Origin of the sequence: Curtobacterium sp. MMLR14_002, from assembly GCF_001864975.1 — a bacterium.
GTDB lineage: Bacteria > Actinomycetota > Actinomycetes > Actinomycetales > Microbacteriaceae > Curtobacterium > Curtobacterium flaccumfaciens.
Genome location: NZ_MJGT01000105.1, coordinates 10,669 through 24,633, shown reverse-complemented (window position 1 = coordinate 24,633; position 13,965 = coordinate 10,669). Strand labels below are relative to the sequence as shown.

Here is a 13,965-nt window from a genome sequence, read left to right as displayed (position 1 = left end):
GGCGACCTTTTCTGCTCACTGGACGCACGCAGCACATGCAGCGCCGGGGGCGGGACGGGAGGCCCGGCTCAGCTCTGCCAGTCGATGGCGGCCCGCGCCGTGACCAGTTCGCGGATCTCCGCTGCCGCGGCCTGGTGCTCCGGGTGCACCTGGTACGCGTCGAGTCCGGCGAGGTCGTCGAAGGTGGCGACCACGGCGACGTCGTGGTTCTTGTCCGGGTAGGCGACGTTCTCGACGACCTCGAGCGACCGGATCGACTCGACGGTGCCGACCAGACCGGTCAGGAGTTCGCGGATGCGGGCGATCGACGCGGTGCGGTCGAGGTCGGTCCGCAGGGACCAGGAGACGACGTGGGAGATCATGCGCGGGCCTCGGCCTTCTCGAGCGCACGTGCGAGCCGGTCGGCGTCGACGTGCCAGTTGCTGTGGACGCGCCCGTCGATCAGCACGACGGGGATGTCCTCCGCGTACTCCTGGCGGAGGGCGTCGTCGTCGAGGATCGAGCGTTCCTGCAGGGTGACCCCCGGGTGGTCGGCGACGACGCGTTCGACCACGGGTCGGGCGTCGTCGCAGAGGTGGCATCCGGGCTTCGTCAGGAACGTCACTGCGGGCATGGTCCCAGCGTAGTCCGGGAACGCGAAAGCCCCGGCGAACCGGGGCTTCTCGTGCAGGTCCTCCGACCTGCGCAGACCTGTGAGGGTCTACTTCTTGTTGCGTCGCTGGTGACGCGTCTTGCGAAGGAGCTTGCGGTGCTTCTTCTTCGCCATGCGCTTACGACGCTTCTTGATGACAGAACCCATGTGGACCTCGCTCGGACTGATGCTGATGTACGGACACCGGGCCGAAGAGACCGCGGAAAATCAACCTGCCCGAGTCTACCGGCTGCCCGCTGGGATGTCGAACGCGCGCTCAGCCGACGTCCGCCACGCCACCGCGCAGCACGTCGGCGACGGCTGACTCGGGGACGCGGAAGGAACGGCCGAAGCGGATGGCGGGGAGCTCACCGGCGTGCACCATCCGGTACACGGTCATCTTCGAGACGCGCATCATCTCGGCGACCTCAGCGACGGTGAGGAAGCGCACGTCGTCGAAACTGCCGGTCATGGTCCGCCTTCGGGGCTCGCACGCGCGCTGCGCACGGGAGTGGTGTGACCTGTGTGGTCAGTGGCAACTGTAGAGGCGTGTGCGACCCGGTGTCCAGGATCAGTCCGCGCCGCGTGCACCGGCGCCGCCCCGTGCTCGGAAGCCCGAGCGGCGGGGCTCAGTCCTCGTCGCCCCGGCGGGTGAAGCGCTTGCGGCTGCGGTCGACGACGCGCTCCCAGCCCTGCTGCGCGCCGGAGATCGCCGCGGTCGCCCGGTACGACGCCTCGGCCATCACACGACCGAGCTCGGTGCCCACCTCCACCGTCGCCTTGCCGGCCGTGCCGTTCCGGCGGATCGACACCGGCTGGCCGTCCGGCGTCCACGCGGTGGTGGCCGGGGTGCCGTCGGCGTCGACCGCGCCCGTGAACGGCAGGACCCAGTCCTCGAGGTGCACGAGCGGCTCCGGGTCGAGCCGGTAGTAGCGGTGCTGCCCCTCTTCGCGACTGGTGACGAGCCCGATGTCGCGCAGGACGCGCAGGTGCTTCGACACCGTGGGCTGGCTGACCCCGAGGCGTTCGACGAGCTGGCCGACGCTGAGCTCCCCGCCGGTGACGTCCGAACCGTAGGCGGACAACAGCGTGCCGAGCAGCTCGCGCCGGGTCGGGTCCGCCACGACGGAGAAGATGTCGGCCATGGGGCAAGGCTAGCCGGGGCACCACGGATGTACCATGACGAACCGTCCCGGCCCATGTCCTCGGAGGCATACGCATGCTCGACCGAACCGAGCCGATCCCGCACCACGTGAGTGTCGGCCGACGGCGAGCGAGCCGGATCGCGACGGTGCTGCGCTCGTCGCCGTCCCGACTGGCGATCGTCGTGTTCATCGCGCTGATCTTCCTGTTCACGGTGCTCTTCATGACGCCGTGGGCCACCGCGGACCGCAGCAGCACCCACTTCGCGGACGCCCTGTTCACCGCGGCGTCGGTGGTCTGCGTCACCGGGCTGTCCACGGTCGACATGGCGACGCACTGGTCGGTGTTCGGCAAGGTCCTGGTGGTCATCGGCACCCAGATCGGCGCCGTCGGTGTCCTGACCTTCGCGTCGATCCTCGGCCTGTTCGTCACCCGCAAGCTCGGCCTGCGCGCGAAGCTCATGGCAGCCGGCGACTCGAACCCGCTCCGCACCCACCACGGCGCCGTGCCCGAGGGGCAGGCCGTCCGGCTCGGCGAGGTCGGCACCCTGCTCGCGACCGTGGCGGTGAGCACGCTGTCGATCGAGATCGTCCTCGGTCTGCTGCTCCTGCCGTCGGTGCTCATCGCCGGCATCCCGTTCTGGACCGCGGTCGGCGACTCCTTCTACTACGCGGCGATGGCCTTCACGAACACCGGGTTCTCACCGAACGCCGACGGCCTCGACCCGTTCGCCCACGACTACTGGTTCCTGACGCTGCTGATGATCGGTGTCGTGGCGGGGTCCATCGGGTTCCCGGTGATCCGTGCCCTGACGAAGCAGCTGCGCACCCCGCGGCGCTGGCCGATCCACGTCAAGCTCACCCTGGCGACGAGCGCGATCCTGCTCCTCGGCGGTGCGGTCGTCTACACCGCCCTCGAGGCGTCGAACCCGACGACCTTCGGCGAAGAAGGAGCCGGGCGCACCGCGTTCCAGGCACTCTTCCTGTCGACGATGACCCGCTCGGGAGGCTTCTCGCTCGTCGACTTCGACCAGCTCAACGGCTCGAGCCTGCTCGTCACGGACATGCTCATGTTCATCGGTGGCGGATCCGCCTCGACGGCCGGCGGCATCAAGGTGACGACCCTCGCGGTGCTGTTCCTGGCCGCGGTCGCCGAGGCCCGCGGTCGCCAGAGCATGGAGGCCTTCGGTCGCCGGATCCCGAGCGACGTCCTGCGGGTCGCGGTGGCCATCGTGCTCTGGGGGGCGACGATCGTGGCCGTCGCGACCGTGGTGCTCCTGCAGATCACCGACGACTCGCTCGACCGGGTGCTGTTCGAGGTGATCTCGGCGTTCTCGACCAGCGGGCTGTCCTCCGGCGTGTCCGCGGACCTGCCGGAACCGGGCAAGTACGTGCTCGCCGCCACCATGTTCCTCGGCCGGGTCGGTACAGTGACCATCGCCGCTGCCCTGGCCGCCAGCCAGAGCCGGCAACTGTTCCGCCGTCCCGAGGAGAGGCCGATCGTTGGCTGACCGCACCCGTTCGTCGCACCAGCACGGTGCCATCAGTCACGACGCCCCCGTCCTGGTCATCGGGCTCGGTCGCTTCGGGGCCGCCACCGCCGGCCAGCTCGAGCGCCAGGACCGCGAGGTGCTCGTCGTCGACACCGACGCCGGGCTGGTGCAGAAGTGGTCCGACCGGGTCACCCACGCGGTGCAGGCGGACGCGACCGACATCGACGCGCTCCGGCAGATCGGCGCGCAGGACTTCGCCATCGCCGTCGTCGGCACGGGCAGCGACCTGGAGTCGAGCGTCCTGATCACGGCGAACCTGGTCGACCTCGGCGTCCCGCAGATCTGGGCGAAGGCGATCAGCCGCTCGCACGGCACGATCCTGTCCCGCATCGGCGCCAACCACGTCGTCTACCCCGAGCGCGAGGCCGGCGAGCGCACGGCACACCTGGTCTCCGGCCGGATGCTCGACTTCATCGAGTTCGACGACGACTTCGCCGTCGTCAAGATGTTCCCGCCGCGCGCGGTCCGCGGCAAGGACCTCGCCACCACCGTGATCCGCACCCGCTTCGGCCTGACCGTGCTCGGCATCAAGCCGCCCGGCAGCCCGTTCGTGCCGGCGACGCCGGACAGCGTCATCGGTGAGGACGACGTCATCATCGTCTCGGGTTCCGAGACCGACCTGGAGCGCTTCGCCGCGTACGAGTAACGACCACCGGACGGACGGGAGGCCCGTGGCGGCGTCGCCTCGGGCCTCCCGTCCGCACTGTGGCTGCGTCCACGACGCGGTGTGCGTCTACGACGCGGCGATCTCCTCGGCACGCGCGATCGCGGCACGCGACGCGCGCAGCAGCGTGTCCGCCAGGTCGGCGTCCTGCAGCACCGCGACGGCCCGCTCCGTCGTGCCCTTCGGGCTCGTCACCGCGCGGCGCAGGTCGGCGGGCTCACGGCCCGACCGCTCGAGCAGCTCGACCGCGCCGCGGACGGTGCCCTGCACCATCGTCGCCGCCTGCTCGTGGGTGAACCCGAGCTCCTCGGCGGCACGCTGCCACTGCTCGACCAGCAGGAAGACGTAGGCGGGACCGGAACCGGACACGGCGGACAGCGCGTCGAGCTGCGACTCCGGCACCTCGATGACCTCGCCCGAGGCGGTGAACACCGACGACGCCAGCGCGACGGCCTCGGCGTCGGCCGAGGTGCCCGCGCTGATGCCGGTGACGCCGTGGCCGACGCCGATCGGGGTGTTCGGCAGGGCACGGACGACGCGGACGCCGGTGGGCACCCGTGCCTCCATGCTCGCGGTGGTGGTGCCGACGGCGACGCTGACCAGGACGGCGCCGTGCTCCAGGTCGTCGGCGACCTCGTCGAGCAGGTCCGCGATCATGTACGGCTTCACGCCGACCACGACGAGGGCCGCGCCACGGACGGCCGCCCGGTTGGCGTCGGGGTCGGTGTCGCTCGCGGTCGCGTCGAGACCGCGCTCCCGGTGGGCAGCAGCGGACGCCTCGGACTTCGTGGTGAGGGTCACGGTGGCCGGGTCGAGTCCCGCGGCGAGCAGGCCGTCGAGGACCGCGCCGGACATGGAGCCGACGCCGAGCAGGGCGGTGCGGGGCAGGTCGATCGTCATGCTCCCGACCCTACCGACGCCACCCGCCTAGGATCGTGTCGCAGACCACGAGAAGGGGACAGCTGTGAGCGCTTCCGGAGGCACGAAGGCGATCTTCGCCGCACTCGGTGCCAACATCGGCATCGCGATCGTGAAGTTCATCGCGGCGGCGATCAGCGGATCGGCGTCGATGCTGGCCGAGGGCGTGCACTCCCTGGCCGACTCCGCGAACCAGCTCCTGCTGCTGCTCGGTGGCCGCAAGGCCCGGCGAGCGGCGGACCAGGAACACCCGTTCGGCTACGGGCGTGAACGCTACGTCTACGCGTTCGTCGTCTCCATCATCCTGTTCTCGGTCGGCGGCGTGTTCTCGCTCTACGAGGGCATCGAGAAGCTCGCCCACCCGCACCCGCTCGAGAACTGGTGGCTCCCCCTGGTGGTGCTCGTCATCGCCATCGGGCTCGAGGGCTTCTCGCTCCGCACCGCCCTGCACGAGGCCCGACCGCAGAAGGGCTCGCAGAGCTGGGTGCAGTTCGTCCGCCGTGCGAAGGCCCCCGAGCTGCCGGTCGTGATGCTCGAGGACTCCGCGGCCCTGCTCGGCCTGGTCTTCGCCCTGTTCGGCGTCGGCCTGACGGCGATCACCGGCAACGGGGTGTTCGACGCGATCGGCACCATGCTGATCGCGGCGCTGCTCATCGCGGTCGCCGTGGTGCTCGGCATCGAGACCAAGAGCCTGCTCGTCGGCGAGGGCGCGACCGCCGCCGACGTCGAGCGCATCAAGCAGGCGGTGCTCGACGGCCCCGAGGTCGACGCGATCATCCACCTGAAGACCCTGTACCTCGGACCGGACGAGCTGATGGTCGGCGTGAAGGTCGCCGTCGACGGGGACCGCCGACTCGGTGACGTCGCCGCCGGCATCGACACAGTCGAGCAGCGTGTCCGGAACGCCGTGCCGATCGCCCGGGTGATCTACGTCGAACCCGACGTCCTGCGCACCGGGCCGCAGCCGCCGACCGAGGCGATCGTCATCCTCGCCGCGGACTGAAGAAGTCGTCGAGCAGCTCGGCACACGCCTGCTCGAGCACGCCGCCGATGACCTCGGAGCGGTGCGGCAGCCGGCGGTCCCTGGCGATGTCGTAGACGCTGCCGCTGGCGCCCGCCTTCGGGTCCCACGCGCCGAACACGACCCGGGGCACCCGCGCGGCCATGACGGCACCGGCGCACATCGGGCAGGGCTCGAGCGTCACCACGAGCGTGTGCTCCTCGAGGTGCCAGTCCCCCGTCACCGCCGCTGCAGCACGCAGCGCGAGGACCTCGGCGTGGGCCGTCGGGTCCTGCCGTGCCTCGCGCTCGTTCCGGCCGGTGGCGACCACGAGGCCGTCACGGTCGAGCACCACGGCGCCGACCGGGACGTCGTCGGTCTCCAGGCACCGTCGAGCCTCGTCGAGCGCGCGCTCCATCGCCGGGACGAACGGGCGGGCTGCGGGCTCCTCCACGGGACCTCCTGACGGTCGACGGCACGCTAGGCTCGACCCTATGCGAGTCCACGTCGCCGACCACCCGCTCATCACCCACAAGCTCTCGGTGCTCCGCGACCGTACGACGCCCTCCCCCACGTTCCGCGCCCTGACCGAGGAGCTCGTCACGCTCCTCGCGTACGAGGCCACGCGGGGCGTCCGGGTCACGGCGACGCCGATCGACACGCCGGTGGCGCACACCATGGGCGTCGCGATCGCCAAGCCGCGGCCGCTCGTCGTCCCGATCCTCCGCGCCGGGCTCGGCATGCTCGAGGGCATGGTCAAGCTCGTGCCGACGGCCGAGGTCGGCTTCCTCGGCATGGCCCGCAACGAGGAGACGCTCGAGCCGCAGACCTACGCCGAGCGCCTGCCCGACGACCTGTCCGGGCGGCAGTGCTTCGTGCTCGACCCGATGCTCGCCACCGGTGGCACCCTCGCCGCCGCGATCGACTTCCTGTTCGCCCGCGGTGCGCAGGAGATCACGTGCGTGTGCATCCTCGGTGCCCCCGAGGGGCTTGCCATGGTCGAGCAGGCCGTCGGCGACCGCAACGTCTCGATCGTCCTCGGTGCGCTCGACGAGAAGCTCGACGAGAACGGGTACATCGTCCCGGGCCTCGGCGACGCCGGCGACCGGCTCTACGGCCTGGCCGAGTAGCGCAGACCCGATACGTCACGGACAGGAGGCGCGGTGCCAGCTGGCGCCGCGCCTCCTGTCCGTCGTGGCGCGCGTCGCGCCCACCGCACCCGCCCGTTCCGGGCGTACCCGGTCGTTCCGGGCGTACCCGGTCGTTCCGGGCGTACCCGGTCGTTCCGGGCGTACCAGGTCGTTCCGGGCGTACCAGGTCGTTCCGGGCGTACCAGGTCGGTTCTTTCCACCCGGTACGCCCGATTCGACTTTCCATCGCGTGCGCAATGGGAAAGAACGGGCGTGGCGCTCGACGTCCGTGCGGTCGCGCTCACCGCACCGTCCGCGCGGACGGTTGACACCGCGTTGGTATACCGCAGATACTCGTCACATGACTGCAACCGTGTCCACCCGCGTCCTCTCCGAGGCGTGCTCCTCCGCAGGGGCAGTGGGGACCGTCGGCGTGATGATGCCGACCATGCCGGTCATGCGTTGTCGAATGTGTGCCTGATCGGCACCCGTTCCAGCCGGATCCCCCGCGACACCACCCCCGTCGCGAGCGCGTGATCCCCGGGTGACGGACACCGTCGGCGACGCGCACCACGCCACGAGGTCTGTCTCCCGTTCCCCCGGGTCGGCCCCGGTCCGCAGCAGGACCGCAGGGCACATCGGCGTACCGCCGTACCCGGGATGACGCATTCGACACCGGCCGCCGCGCCACCCGCGCACCGGCCACACCGCCCGGAGAACCACCATGTCGCTCACCATCGCCCAGCCCCGAACCGCGCTCCGCACCGCACCGGCCCCGACCGACCTCGGCACCGTGACGCCGATCCGCCCGCGCCCGGCCGCCCCGGCAGCGACCGGACCGGCCACCGTGCCGACGAGCCCAGTGGTCGCACCGCAGCGGAACCGCGCGCTCCCCGAGGGCACCGAGGCCCGCGGCTTCGCCCTGTACGTCGGCATCGACGAAGCGAAGGCCGCCGCCGCCGGCACGACCCTGGCCGCGGTGGTCGAGCAGCTCAAGGCCCTCACCGCGCAGCTCGTCCCGTCGTCCGAGACGTATGCAGCCGTCGCCGTCGCCGCCGAGCACTCCGGTGGCCGGGACGTCGACGTCGTCCGGCTCGCCCTGCAGGACCGCTCCGCGGTGGCCGCCCGCAAGCAGGCCGAGAAGCCCGAGCCCGAGGAGACCGGCGTCGTCATCGACATCTCGCGGAAGCGCGTGACCCTCGACGGCGAAGCAGCACCCCTGACCTACAAGGAGTTCGAGCTCCTGCAGTTCCTGGTGCTCCGCGAGGGCCAGACCGTCGACCGGTCCGCGATCATCGACGGCCTCTGGTCGGACGGCGAGGACGAGACCCCGAACGAGCGCACCATCGACGTGCACGTGCGTCGGCTCCGCTCCAAGCTCGGCGCGTTCGAGGAGATCGTCCGCACCGTGCGCGGCGTCGGATACCGCTTCGACCGGCACGCGGACGTCGCCGTGCGGTACGCGTCGACCCCGTCGCCCGACCTCTTCTGAGCCTGATCGGCTGCTCTTGGTGAACTCGCAGCGAACCGGCCCCGGAGAGGCTGGCGCGCCGTTACCGCTTCGTTATACAGTCGGTGGTGCAGACGGTGTTTGCTGTGGCACCGCCTGTGGAATGTGATTGCAGGAAACTCTTGGTGCAAGGGAGAGGGCCGGTCGCCGACAGGCGGCCGGCCCTCGTGCATGTCGCCCGGCTCCTGTCGGACCCCGTCGGTAGTGTGGTCAGACCGTACGACCGGAGGGAACGCGAACGTGAGCGAGACACGCCGCAGTGAGAAGGCGACCGCGGTCGCCGCCTGGGAAGCGCTCTTCCGCGCCCAGGTCGCCGTGATGCGGAGTCTCAACGCGGACTTCCCCGGCGACGAGATCTCGTTCAACGAGTACGACGTCTGCTTCAACCTGTCGACCCAGCCCGGCCGCCGCTGCCGCATGCGCGACCTCACCGGGCACCTGCTCCTCACCCAGCCGAGCGTCAGCCGCCTGGTCGACCGGCTGCTCGCCCGCGGCATCGTCGAGAAGCAGCCGGACCCCACCGACGCCCGCGGCGTGATCGTGGCACTGACCCCGCACGGCTTCGACGTCTACCGCCAGGTCGCCGTGCAGCACGCGGCGAGCATCGCGCAGCAGGTCGGCGCCGGACTGTCCGACCCCGAACTCCGCACCCTCACCGAACTCTGCACGAAGCTCCGGCTGGCAGTCGGCACGGCACCGAGCCGGCGGTCGACGGCCCGCCCGGTGGCCGCTGCGGATGCGGCAACGGTGTGACCGGCGCGATCGTCTGGCTCCGTGACGACCTGCGGCTGTCGGACAACCCGGCGCTCCGTGCGGCGATCGACCACGGTGGCGACGTCACGGTGGTGGTCGTCCTCGACGAGCAGTCCCCCGGGCTCCGTCCGATCGGTGCCGCGAGCCGCTGGTGGCTGCACCAGTCCCTGACCGCCCTCGATGCCGACCTGCGCGAGCGGGGTTCCCGGCTGGTCCTCCGGCGCGGCGCCGCGGCGACGGCGATCGACCAGCTCGTCGCCGACACCGGGGCGGACGCCGTGTACTGGAACCGTCGGTACGGCGCCGTCGAGCGGGACATCGACGCCGGCATCAAGACGGCCCTGCACGACCGTGGCGTCGAGGCGCACAGCTTCGCCGCGAACCTGCTCTGGGAACCGTGGACCGTGCTCACCGGGCAGGGCGAGCCGTACAAGGTCTTCACCCCGTTCTGGAACGCCGTCCAGGCGCTGCCCGAACCGCGCCATCCCCTGCCCGACCCCGACGACCTGCCCGCTCCGGCCGACGTCACGGGTGATGCGCTGGCCGACTGGGCACTGCTGCCGACGAAGCCCGACTGGGCCGGCGGCCTCCGTGACGCCTGGACCCCGGGCGAGCACGGCGCGCAGCAGCAGCTCGAGCACTTCGTCGAGCACGCGCTCGAGGACTACGACCAGCGCGACGAACCCGCGATGGAGGCCACGAGCAGCCTCTCGCCGTTCCTGCGGTGGGGCGAGATCAGCCCGTACCAGGTGTGGCACCGCCTGCACGAGCGGCTCGAGCCCGCGCAGCGCCAGAACGCCGCCGCGTTCCTCCGGCAGCTGGCGTGGCGCGAGTTCAACTGGAACGAGTACTTCCACTGCGACGACATCGCCACCGTCAACGTCCGTCGGAACTTCGACGCGTTCCCGTGGCGTGACCCGGAAGCGGCCGAGCTCGACCGCTGGCGGCAGGGTCTCACGGGCTTTGACCTGGTCGACGCGGGCATGCGCGAGCTCTGGCACAGCGGCGCCATGCACAACCGGGTGCGGCTGGCCGCCGGCAGCTTCCTCGTGAAGAACCTGCTCGTCGACTGGCGCGTCGGGGAGCAGTGGTTCTGGGACACCCTGGTCGATGCCGACCCCGCCAACAACGCGGCGAACTGGCAGTGGGTCGCGGGCTCCGGCTTCGACGCCGCCCCGTACTTCCGCGTCTTCAACCCCGATCGGCAACTCGAGCGCTTCGACCCGCACCGCGAGTACGTCCACCGCTGGGTCCCCTCCGACGAGCTGCGGCCCGAGCCGATGGTCGACCTGAAGGCGTCGCGGCAGCGGGCGCTCGACGCCTACGAACGGATGCGGCGCTCGTGACCGGGTCGCACCCCGCGATCGCTGCGGTCGTCGACCAGGTCGACGAGCTGTTCCGTGCTCGCGTCGAACAGGGCATTGCGCCGAGCAGCGCGTGGGGCGTGTTCGACCGCTCCGGCCTCGTCGCGTCCGGCGGGCACGGTGACCGCGGTGACGGCCGGAGCCCGGACGCCGACACCGTGTACCGCATCGCTTCCTGCACCAAGAGCGTCACCGCCGCGACCCTGCTGACCCTCGTCGCCCGGGGCGAGCTCGACCTCGACGCACCGATCACCGACTTCGTGCCGGCCTTCGGCGCCGTCACCCTGCCGACCCCGGACTCCCCCGTCCCCACGGTGCGGATGCTGCTGACGATGTCCGCCGGGTTCCCCACCGACGACCCCTGGGCCGACCGGCAGGAGTCGATCTCGGACGCCGAGCTCGACGAGGTCCTGCGCGGCGGCCTGCTGTTCGACTCGCTGCCCGGCACCCGCTTCGCCTACTCGAACCTCGGCTACGCGCTGCTCGGCCGGGTTGTCGCCGCCGTGACGGGGCAGCCCTTCACCGCTGCCGCCAGTGAGATCGTGCTCCGTCCCCTCGGCCTCACCGACACGGTGTTCAGCGCCGCCGAGTCGACCGGCTTCGTGGTCACCGGTGTCCGCGGACACGAGGGCGACTGGGAACCCCTGCCGATGACCGGCCCCGGCGCCTTCTCGTCGATCGGCGGGCTCTTCTCGACCGTGCGTGACCTGGCGTGCTGGGCGACACACCTCGGTTCGGCGTTCTCCGCCGCACCGGAACCCGGCCCGGTCTCCCCCGCAGACCGCCGGCTCATGCAGCAGGCGATGCGGGTCGTCCCGTCGTCCGTCGTCCCGGGTTCGGCCCGCGCGACGGCGTACGGCTTCGGGCTGTTCGTCGAGCAGGACGACCGTTTCGGCGAGCTCGTCTCGCACTCCGGCGGCTACCCGGGATTCTCCGCGCACATGCGGTGGTCCGTGCGCGACGGCCTGGGGGTCGTCGCGTTCGAGAACGCCACGCAGGCCAAGGTCTCCGCGGCCGCGCAGCAGGCGCACGACCTCGTGCTCGACGCGCTGCTGACGGCCCACACACCCGACGCGCCGGGAGCCAGCACCGACGCGACCGGAGCGAGCACCGGGGTGGCGGCGACCACCCGCGCGACGCGAGTCGCCCAGGCCGCCGTGACGCGCCTCCTGGCCGACTGGCGGGATGACCTGGCGGACGCGATCTGCACGCCCAACGTGGCGATGGACGTGCCGTACGACCGACGGCGCCGGGCGGTGGCGCAGGCCGTCGCGGACGTCGGCGCCGACCTCGGTGCCGCACCGGTGTCCGAGTACTCGGCGGCACCGTCGCACCTGCGCTGGTGGCTCCCCGGCACCTGCGGGCGGCTCCGCGTCGAGATCCGGCTCGCGCCCGCCGCCGCGGTGCGCGTCCAGACCCTGAACGTCGTCCCCGAACCGTCGGAGCGCTGACCCGGGGGCACCGACCGAGAACCCGTCGGCTCAGACCGGCGGTCGTCCGCCCACGAAGCCGAGTGCCCGTGCAGCGACCCGGGTGCCCTCGCGGGCTGCCGCACCGACGCGAACCGGATCCGTCGCCCACGCACGGACGAACCCGGCGACGAAGGCGTCCCCCGCCCCGATGGTGTCGACGACGGTCGCCGGTGTCGCGGGCACCCGGTGGACGCTGCGGCCCCGGCGCCCGATGAGCGCGCCGTCGGCCCCGGCCGTGACGACGACCAGCGGGACGTGCTCGGTCAGCCGCCGCACCGCGGCGTCGAGGTCGTCACCCCCCGCGAGGGCGAGCGCCTCGTGCTGGTCGGGGAAGAGCACGTCGACGCCCCGGAGGGCATCGAGGAACCGGTCGGCACCGATCGTCTCGATCACCGCCACCGACGAGGGGTCCACCGCCACGCGCGCTGGGCCGGTCCGGGCGCACGCCACGAGGTCAGCGAGCCGGTCGGCTCCGCCGCCGAGCATGGCCGCGCCGGTCAGGTGCACGATGTCGGCGCGGGCGACCACCGACGGCGGGACGTCGGCGGCGCTGATCTTCCCGCTCGCGGCGGGGTCCGACATCGCGGTGCGACCGTGGTCGTTGCGGACCGAGACGACGACCCCGGTGGACGTCATCGCGTCGTAGCGCAGGTGGGCGCGGACCCCGGCGTCCTCGAGCGCGCGCTCGTGGCGGTAGACGTCATCGACCCCGACCCGGGCGACGACGTCGACCTCGGCCCCGAGCCAGCCGAGCCAGGTGGCCGTGTTGCCACCGGCACCGGTCGGCCGGTGGCGGATCTCCGCGGCAGGGTCGTGCACTCCGATCCGGTGCGCGGTGGTGTGCACGAGGACGCCGTCCAGGACGTCGCCGACGACCAGGAAGCGTTTTCCGGCGCCGCGACGACGGCCCGCGACCACCCGTCCGGCGCGGGTCCCCTCGGGCCGTGACGGCGGCAGAGCGCCCTCGTACGGCATGGACATCCGCAACAGTCTACCCGGAGCCGAGTTTTTCTCCGTTTCTATCGGTGAAAACGGAGGTTTCGCGGAGAGATCGCACACAACGACCAATGGTGTCACTGATATACCGGCTGCTAGTATGTGGGCGGTCGCGCGACCACCGCCCCGACGACGGAGATGCCATGCCCAGGAAGCCCGACCCCACCCGCAAACCCGCGATCCTCGAGAAGGTCGTCGACCACTTCGTCGAGACCAAGATCGAGGACGTCACGGTCAGGGGCCTCGGCCGCGTGCTCGGCACGAGCGCCTACCCGGTCGTCTACCACTTCGGCTCCCGCGACGCCCTGATCGACTCCGTCGTCGAACACCTCGCGACCTCGCACCGAGCGCCCGCACTCGACCCGGCCGCCGACACCGACGCCCTCGCAGACCACCTGGTCGCGACCTTCGGCGGGCTCGACGACCCGCACCGTGCGCTGGCCGCACGGCTCACCTTCGAACTCGGGTCGGTCGAGTCCCTCGACGGGCGTGACCGGCAGCGCCGCGCGCACCGCTGCCAGGTCGCCGCCGTCCGGGCCTGGTGCCGAGCACACGGCGCCGACCCCGTCCTCGCCGAACGCGCGGCCCAGCACACGGTCATGGCCGCCCGCGGAGCCCAGTGGGGCGCGCTCGTCGACGGCGCGCACACCGACGCCGACGCTGCACTGCGTCGTATCGCCCACGACCTGGCAGCCAGCACGGCCGCCGCAGACCGCGTGCGCTGAGCGCACGCACCCACGCGATCGCGGACCGCTCGCGTACCCGGCGACGGGACACGGCGACGGCGCACGGCCCGGAACGTGACCCGGACCACGAACGGGAGGCACGGTGC

General features: G+C 71.8%; 17 protein-coding genes. 9 read left to right on the top strand and 8 right to left on the bottom strand.

What is annotated here, in order from left to right; all coding sequences use genetic code 11:
• Nucleotides 1-68: 68 nt before the first annotated feature.
• From BIU91_RS16280 to BIU91_RS16265, 5 genes are all read right to left on the bottom strand, one after another.
• Nucleotides 69-362 (bottom strand): Dabb family protein, encoded by a 294-nt coding sequence (locus BIU91_RS16280; protein WP_071406294.1) that lies wholly within the window; start codon nt 360-362, stop codon nt 69-71.
• Nucleotides 359-613, bottom strand: coding sequence for a glutaredoxin family protein (locus BIU91_RS16275; protein WP_071247435.1), 255 nt, complete (start codon nt 611-613; stop codon nt 359-361). The genes BIU91_RS16280 and BIU91_RS16275 overlap by 4 nt, the downstream gene beginning before the upstream one ends.
• A gap of 87 nt (nt 614-700) precedes the next feature.
• Entirely contained in the window at nt 701-799 is a 99-nt protein-coding gene (locus BIU91_RS18290; RefSeq protein WP_003792170.1) for an AURKAIP1/COX24 domain-containing protein, read from the bottom strand.
• Nucleotides 800-908: 109 nt separating this feature from the next.
• Nucleotides 909-1,103: a helix-turn-helix domain-containing protein gene (locus tag BIU91_RS16270; RefSeq protein WP_017888579.1), complete on the bottom strand. Its 195-nt coding sequence runs from the start codon at nt 1,101-1,103 to the stop codon at nt 909-911.
• A 157-nt stretch (nt 1,104-1,260) separates the two neighbouring features.
• Nucleotides 1,261-1,776, bottom strand: coding sequence for a metalloregulator ArsR/SmtB family transcription factor (locus tag BIU91_RS16265; RefSeq protein WP_051596885.1), 516 nt, complete (start codon nt 1,774-1,776; stop codon nt 1,261-1,263).
• A gap of 74 nt (nt 1,777-1,850) precedes the next feature.
• On the opposite strand from BIU91_RS16265, the gene BIU91_RS16260 reads away from it, so the two are divergent.
• Together BIU91_RS16260 and BIU91_RS16255 are read left to right on the top strand one after the other, a co-directional pair.
• The gene (locus BIU91_RS16260; RefSeq protein ID WP_071406293.1) at nt 1,851-3,284 is read left to right on the top strand and encodes a potassium transporter TrkG; all 1,434 of its coding nucleotides are present in this window, start codon (nt 1,851-1,853) and stop codon (nt 3,282-3,284) included.
• Nucleotides 3,277-3,972, top strand: a complete 696-nt coding sequence (locus BIU91_RS16255) for a TrkA family potassium uptake protein (RefSeq protein ID WP_217499818.1) — start codon at nt 3,277-3,279, stop codon at nt 3,970-3,972. The genes BIU91_RS16260 and BIU91_RS16255 overlap by 8 nt, the downstream gene beginning before the upstream one ends.
• An 87-nt stretch (nt 3,973-4,059) precedes the next feature.
• Here BIU91_RS16255 and proC read toward each other — a convergent pair whose 3' ends face one another.
• A complete protein-coding gene (proC, locus tag BIU91_RS16250) occupies nt 4,060-4,890 on the bottom strand; it encodes a pyrroline-5-carboxylate reductase (protein ID WP_071406292.1) in 831 nt (276 codons plus the stop codon).
• 64 nt (nt 4,891-4,954) lie between these two features.
• On the opposite strand from proC, the gene BIU91_RS16245 reads away from it, so the two are divergent.
• Complete coding sequence (locus tag BIU91_RS16245; RefSeq protein ID WP_071406291.1) at nt 4,955-5,911, top strand: cation diffusion facilitator family transporter; 957 nt, start codon at nt 4,955-4,957, stop codon at nt 5,909-5,911.
• On the opposite strand, the gene BIU91_RS16240 is transcribed toward BIU91_RS16245, so the two are convergent.
• Nucleotides 5,892-6,326: a nucleoside deaminase gene (locus tag BIU91_RS16240; RefSeq protein ID WP_071406338.1), complete on the bottom strand. Its 435-nt coding sequence runs from the start codon at nt 6,324-6,326 to the stop codon at nt 5,892-5,894. The two genes, BIU91_RS16245 and BIU91_RS16240, sit on opposite strands and share 20 nt — an antisense overlap.
• Before the next feature lie 76 nt (nt 6,327-6,402).
• Between BIU91_RS16240 and upp the strand changes: the two genes are divergently transcribed.
• The 5 genes from upp (at nt 6,403) to BIU91_RS16215 (ending at nt 12,116) form a co-directional block, all read left to right on the top strand.
• Nucleotides 6,403-7,038, top strand: coding sequence for a uracil phosphoribosyltransferase (upp, locus tag BIU91_RS16235; protein ID WP_071406290.1), 636 nt, complete (start codon nt 6,403-6,405; stop codon nt 7,036-7,038).
• Nucleotides 7,039-7,762: 724 nt separating this feature from the next.
• Nucleotides 7,763-8,530, top strand: coding sequence for a winged helix-turn-helix domain-containing protein (locus BIU91_RS16230; RefSeq protein WP_071406289.1), 768 nt, complete (start codon nt 7,763-7,765; stop codon nt 8,528-8,530).
• Between the two features lie 258 nt (nt 8,531-8,788).
• The gene (locus BIU91_RS16225; RefSeq protein WP_171907864.1) at nt 8,789-9,301 is read left to right on the top strand and encodes a MarR family winged helix-turn-helix transcriptional regulator; all 513 of its coding nucleotides are present in this window, start codon (nt 8,789-8,791) and stop codon (nt 9,299-9,301) included.
• A complete protein-coding gene (locus BIU91_RS16220; protein WP_071406287.1) occupies nt 9,298-10,647 on the top strand; it encodes a deoxyribodipyrimidine photo-lyase in 1,350 nt (449 codons plus the stop codon). The genes BIU91_RS16225 and BIU91_RS16220 overlap by 4 nt, the downstream gene beginning before the upstream one ends.
• The gene (locus BIU91_RS16215) at nt 10,644-12,116 is read left to right on the top strand and encodes a serine hydrolase domain-containing protein (RefSeq protein WP_171907863.1); all 1,473 of its coding nucleotides are present in this window, start codon (nt 10,644-10,646) and stop codon (nt 12,114-12,116) included. Before BIU91_RS16220 ends, BIU91_RS16215 begins: the two co-directional genes overlap by 4 nt.
• A 30-nt stretch (nt 12,117-12,146) precedes the next feature.
• Here BIU91_RS16215 and BIU91_RS16210 read toward each other — a convergent pair whose 3' ends face one another.
• Complete coding sequence (locus tag BIU91_RS16210) at nt 12,147-13,118, bottom strand: PfkB family carbohydrate kinase (RefSeq protein WP_084741377.1); 972 nt, start codon at nt 13,116-13,118, stop codon at nt 12,147-12,149.
• Between the two features lie 158 nt (nt 13,119-13,276).
• On the opposite strand from BIU91_RS16210, the gene BIU91_RS16205 reads away from it, so the two are divergent.
• On the top strand, nt 13,277-13,858 hold the full coding sequence (locus tag BIU91_RS16205) for a TetR/AcrR family transcriptional regulator (RefSeq protein WP_071406286.1): 582 nt from the start codon (nt 13,277-13,279) through the stop codon (nt 13,856-13,858).
• Nucleotides 13,859-13,965 lie beyond the last annotated feature (107 nt).

What these genes read in the sequence shown, in the direction of transcription:
- proC (WP_071406292.1), bottom strand. Translation starts at nt 4,890, where the DNA reads ATGACGATCGACCTGCCCCGCACCGCCCTGCTCGGCGTCGGCTCCATG.
- BIU91_RS16265 (WP_051596885.1), bottom strand. Translation starts at nt 1,776, where the DNA reads ATGGCCGACATCTTCTCCGTCGTGGCGGACCCGACCCGGCGCGAGCTG.
- BIU91_RS18290 (WP_003792170.1), bottom strand. Translation starts at nt 799, where the DNA reads ATGGGTTCTGTCATCAAGAAGCGTCGTAAGCGCATGGCGAAGAAGAAG.
- upp (WP_071406290.1), top strand. Translation starts at nt 6,403, where the DNA reads ATGCGAGTCCACGTCGCCGACCACCCGCTCATCACCCACAAGCTCTCG.
- BIU91_RS16280 (WP_071406294.1), bottom strand. Translation starts at nt 362, where the DNA reads ATGATCTCCCACGTCGTCTCCTGGTCCCTGCGGACCGACCTCGACCGC.
- BIU91_RS16260 (WP_071406293.1), top strand. Translation starts at nt 1,851, where the DNA reads ATGCTCGACCGAACCGAGCCGATCCCGCACCACGTGAGTGTCGGCCGA.
- BIU91_RS16210 (WP_084741377.1), bottom strand. Translation starts at nt 13,118, where the DNA reads ATGTCCATGCCGTACGAGGGCGCTCTGCCGCCGTCACGGCCCGAGGGG.
- BIU91_RS16275 (WP_071247435.1), bottom strand. Translation starts at nt 613, where the DNA reads ATGCCCGCAGTGACGTTCCTGACGAAGCCCGGATGCCACCTCTGCGAC.
- BIU91_RS16205 (WP_071406286.1), top strand. Translation starts at nt 13,277, where the DNA reads ATGCCCAGGAAGCCCGACCCCACCCGCAAACCCGCGATCCTCGAGAAG.
- BIU91_RS16240 (WP_071406338.1), bottom strand. Translation starts at nt 6,326, where the DNA reads ATGGAGCGCGCGCTCGACGAGGCTCGACGGTGCCTGGAGACCGACGAC.
- BIU91_RS16230 (WP_071406289.1), top strand. Translation starts at nt 7,763, where the DNA reads ATGTCGCTCACCATCGCCCAGCCCCGAACCGCGCTCCGCACCGCACCG.
- BIU91_RS16270 (WP_017888579.1), bottom strand. Translation starts at nt 1,103, where the DNA reads ATGACCGGCAGTTTCGACGACGTGCGCTTCCTCACCGTCGCTGAGGTC.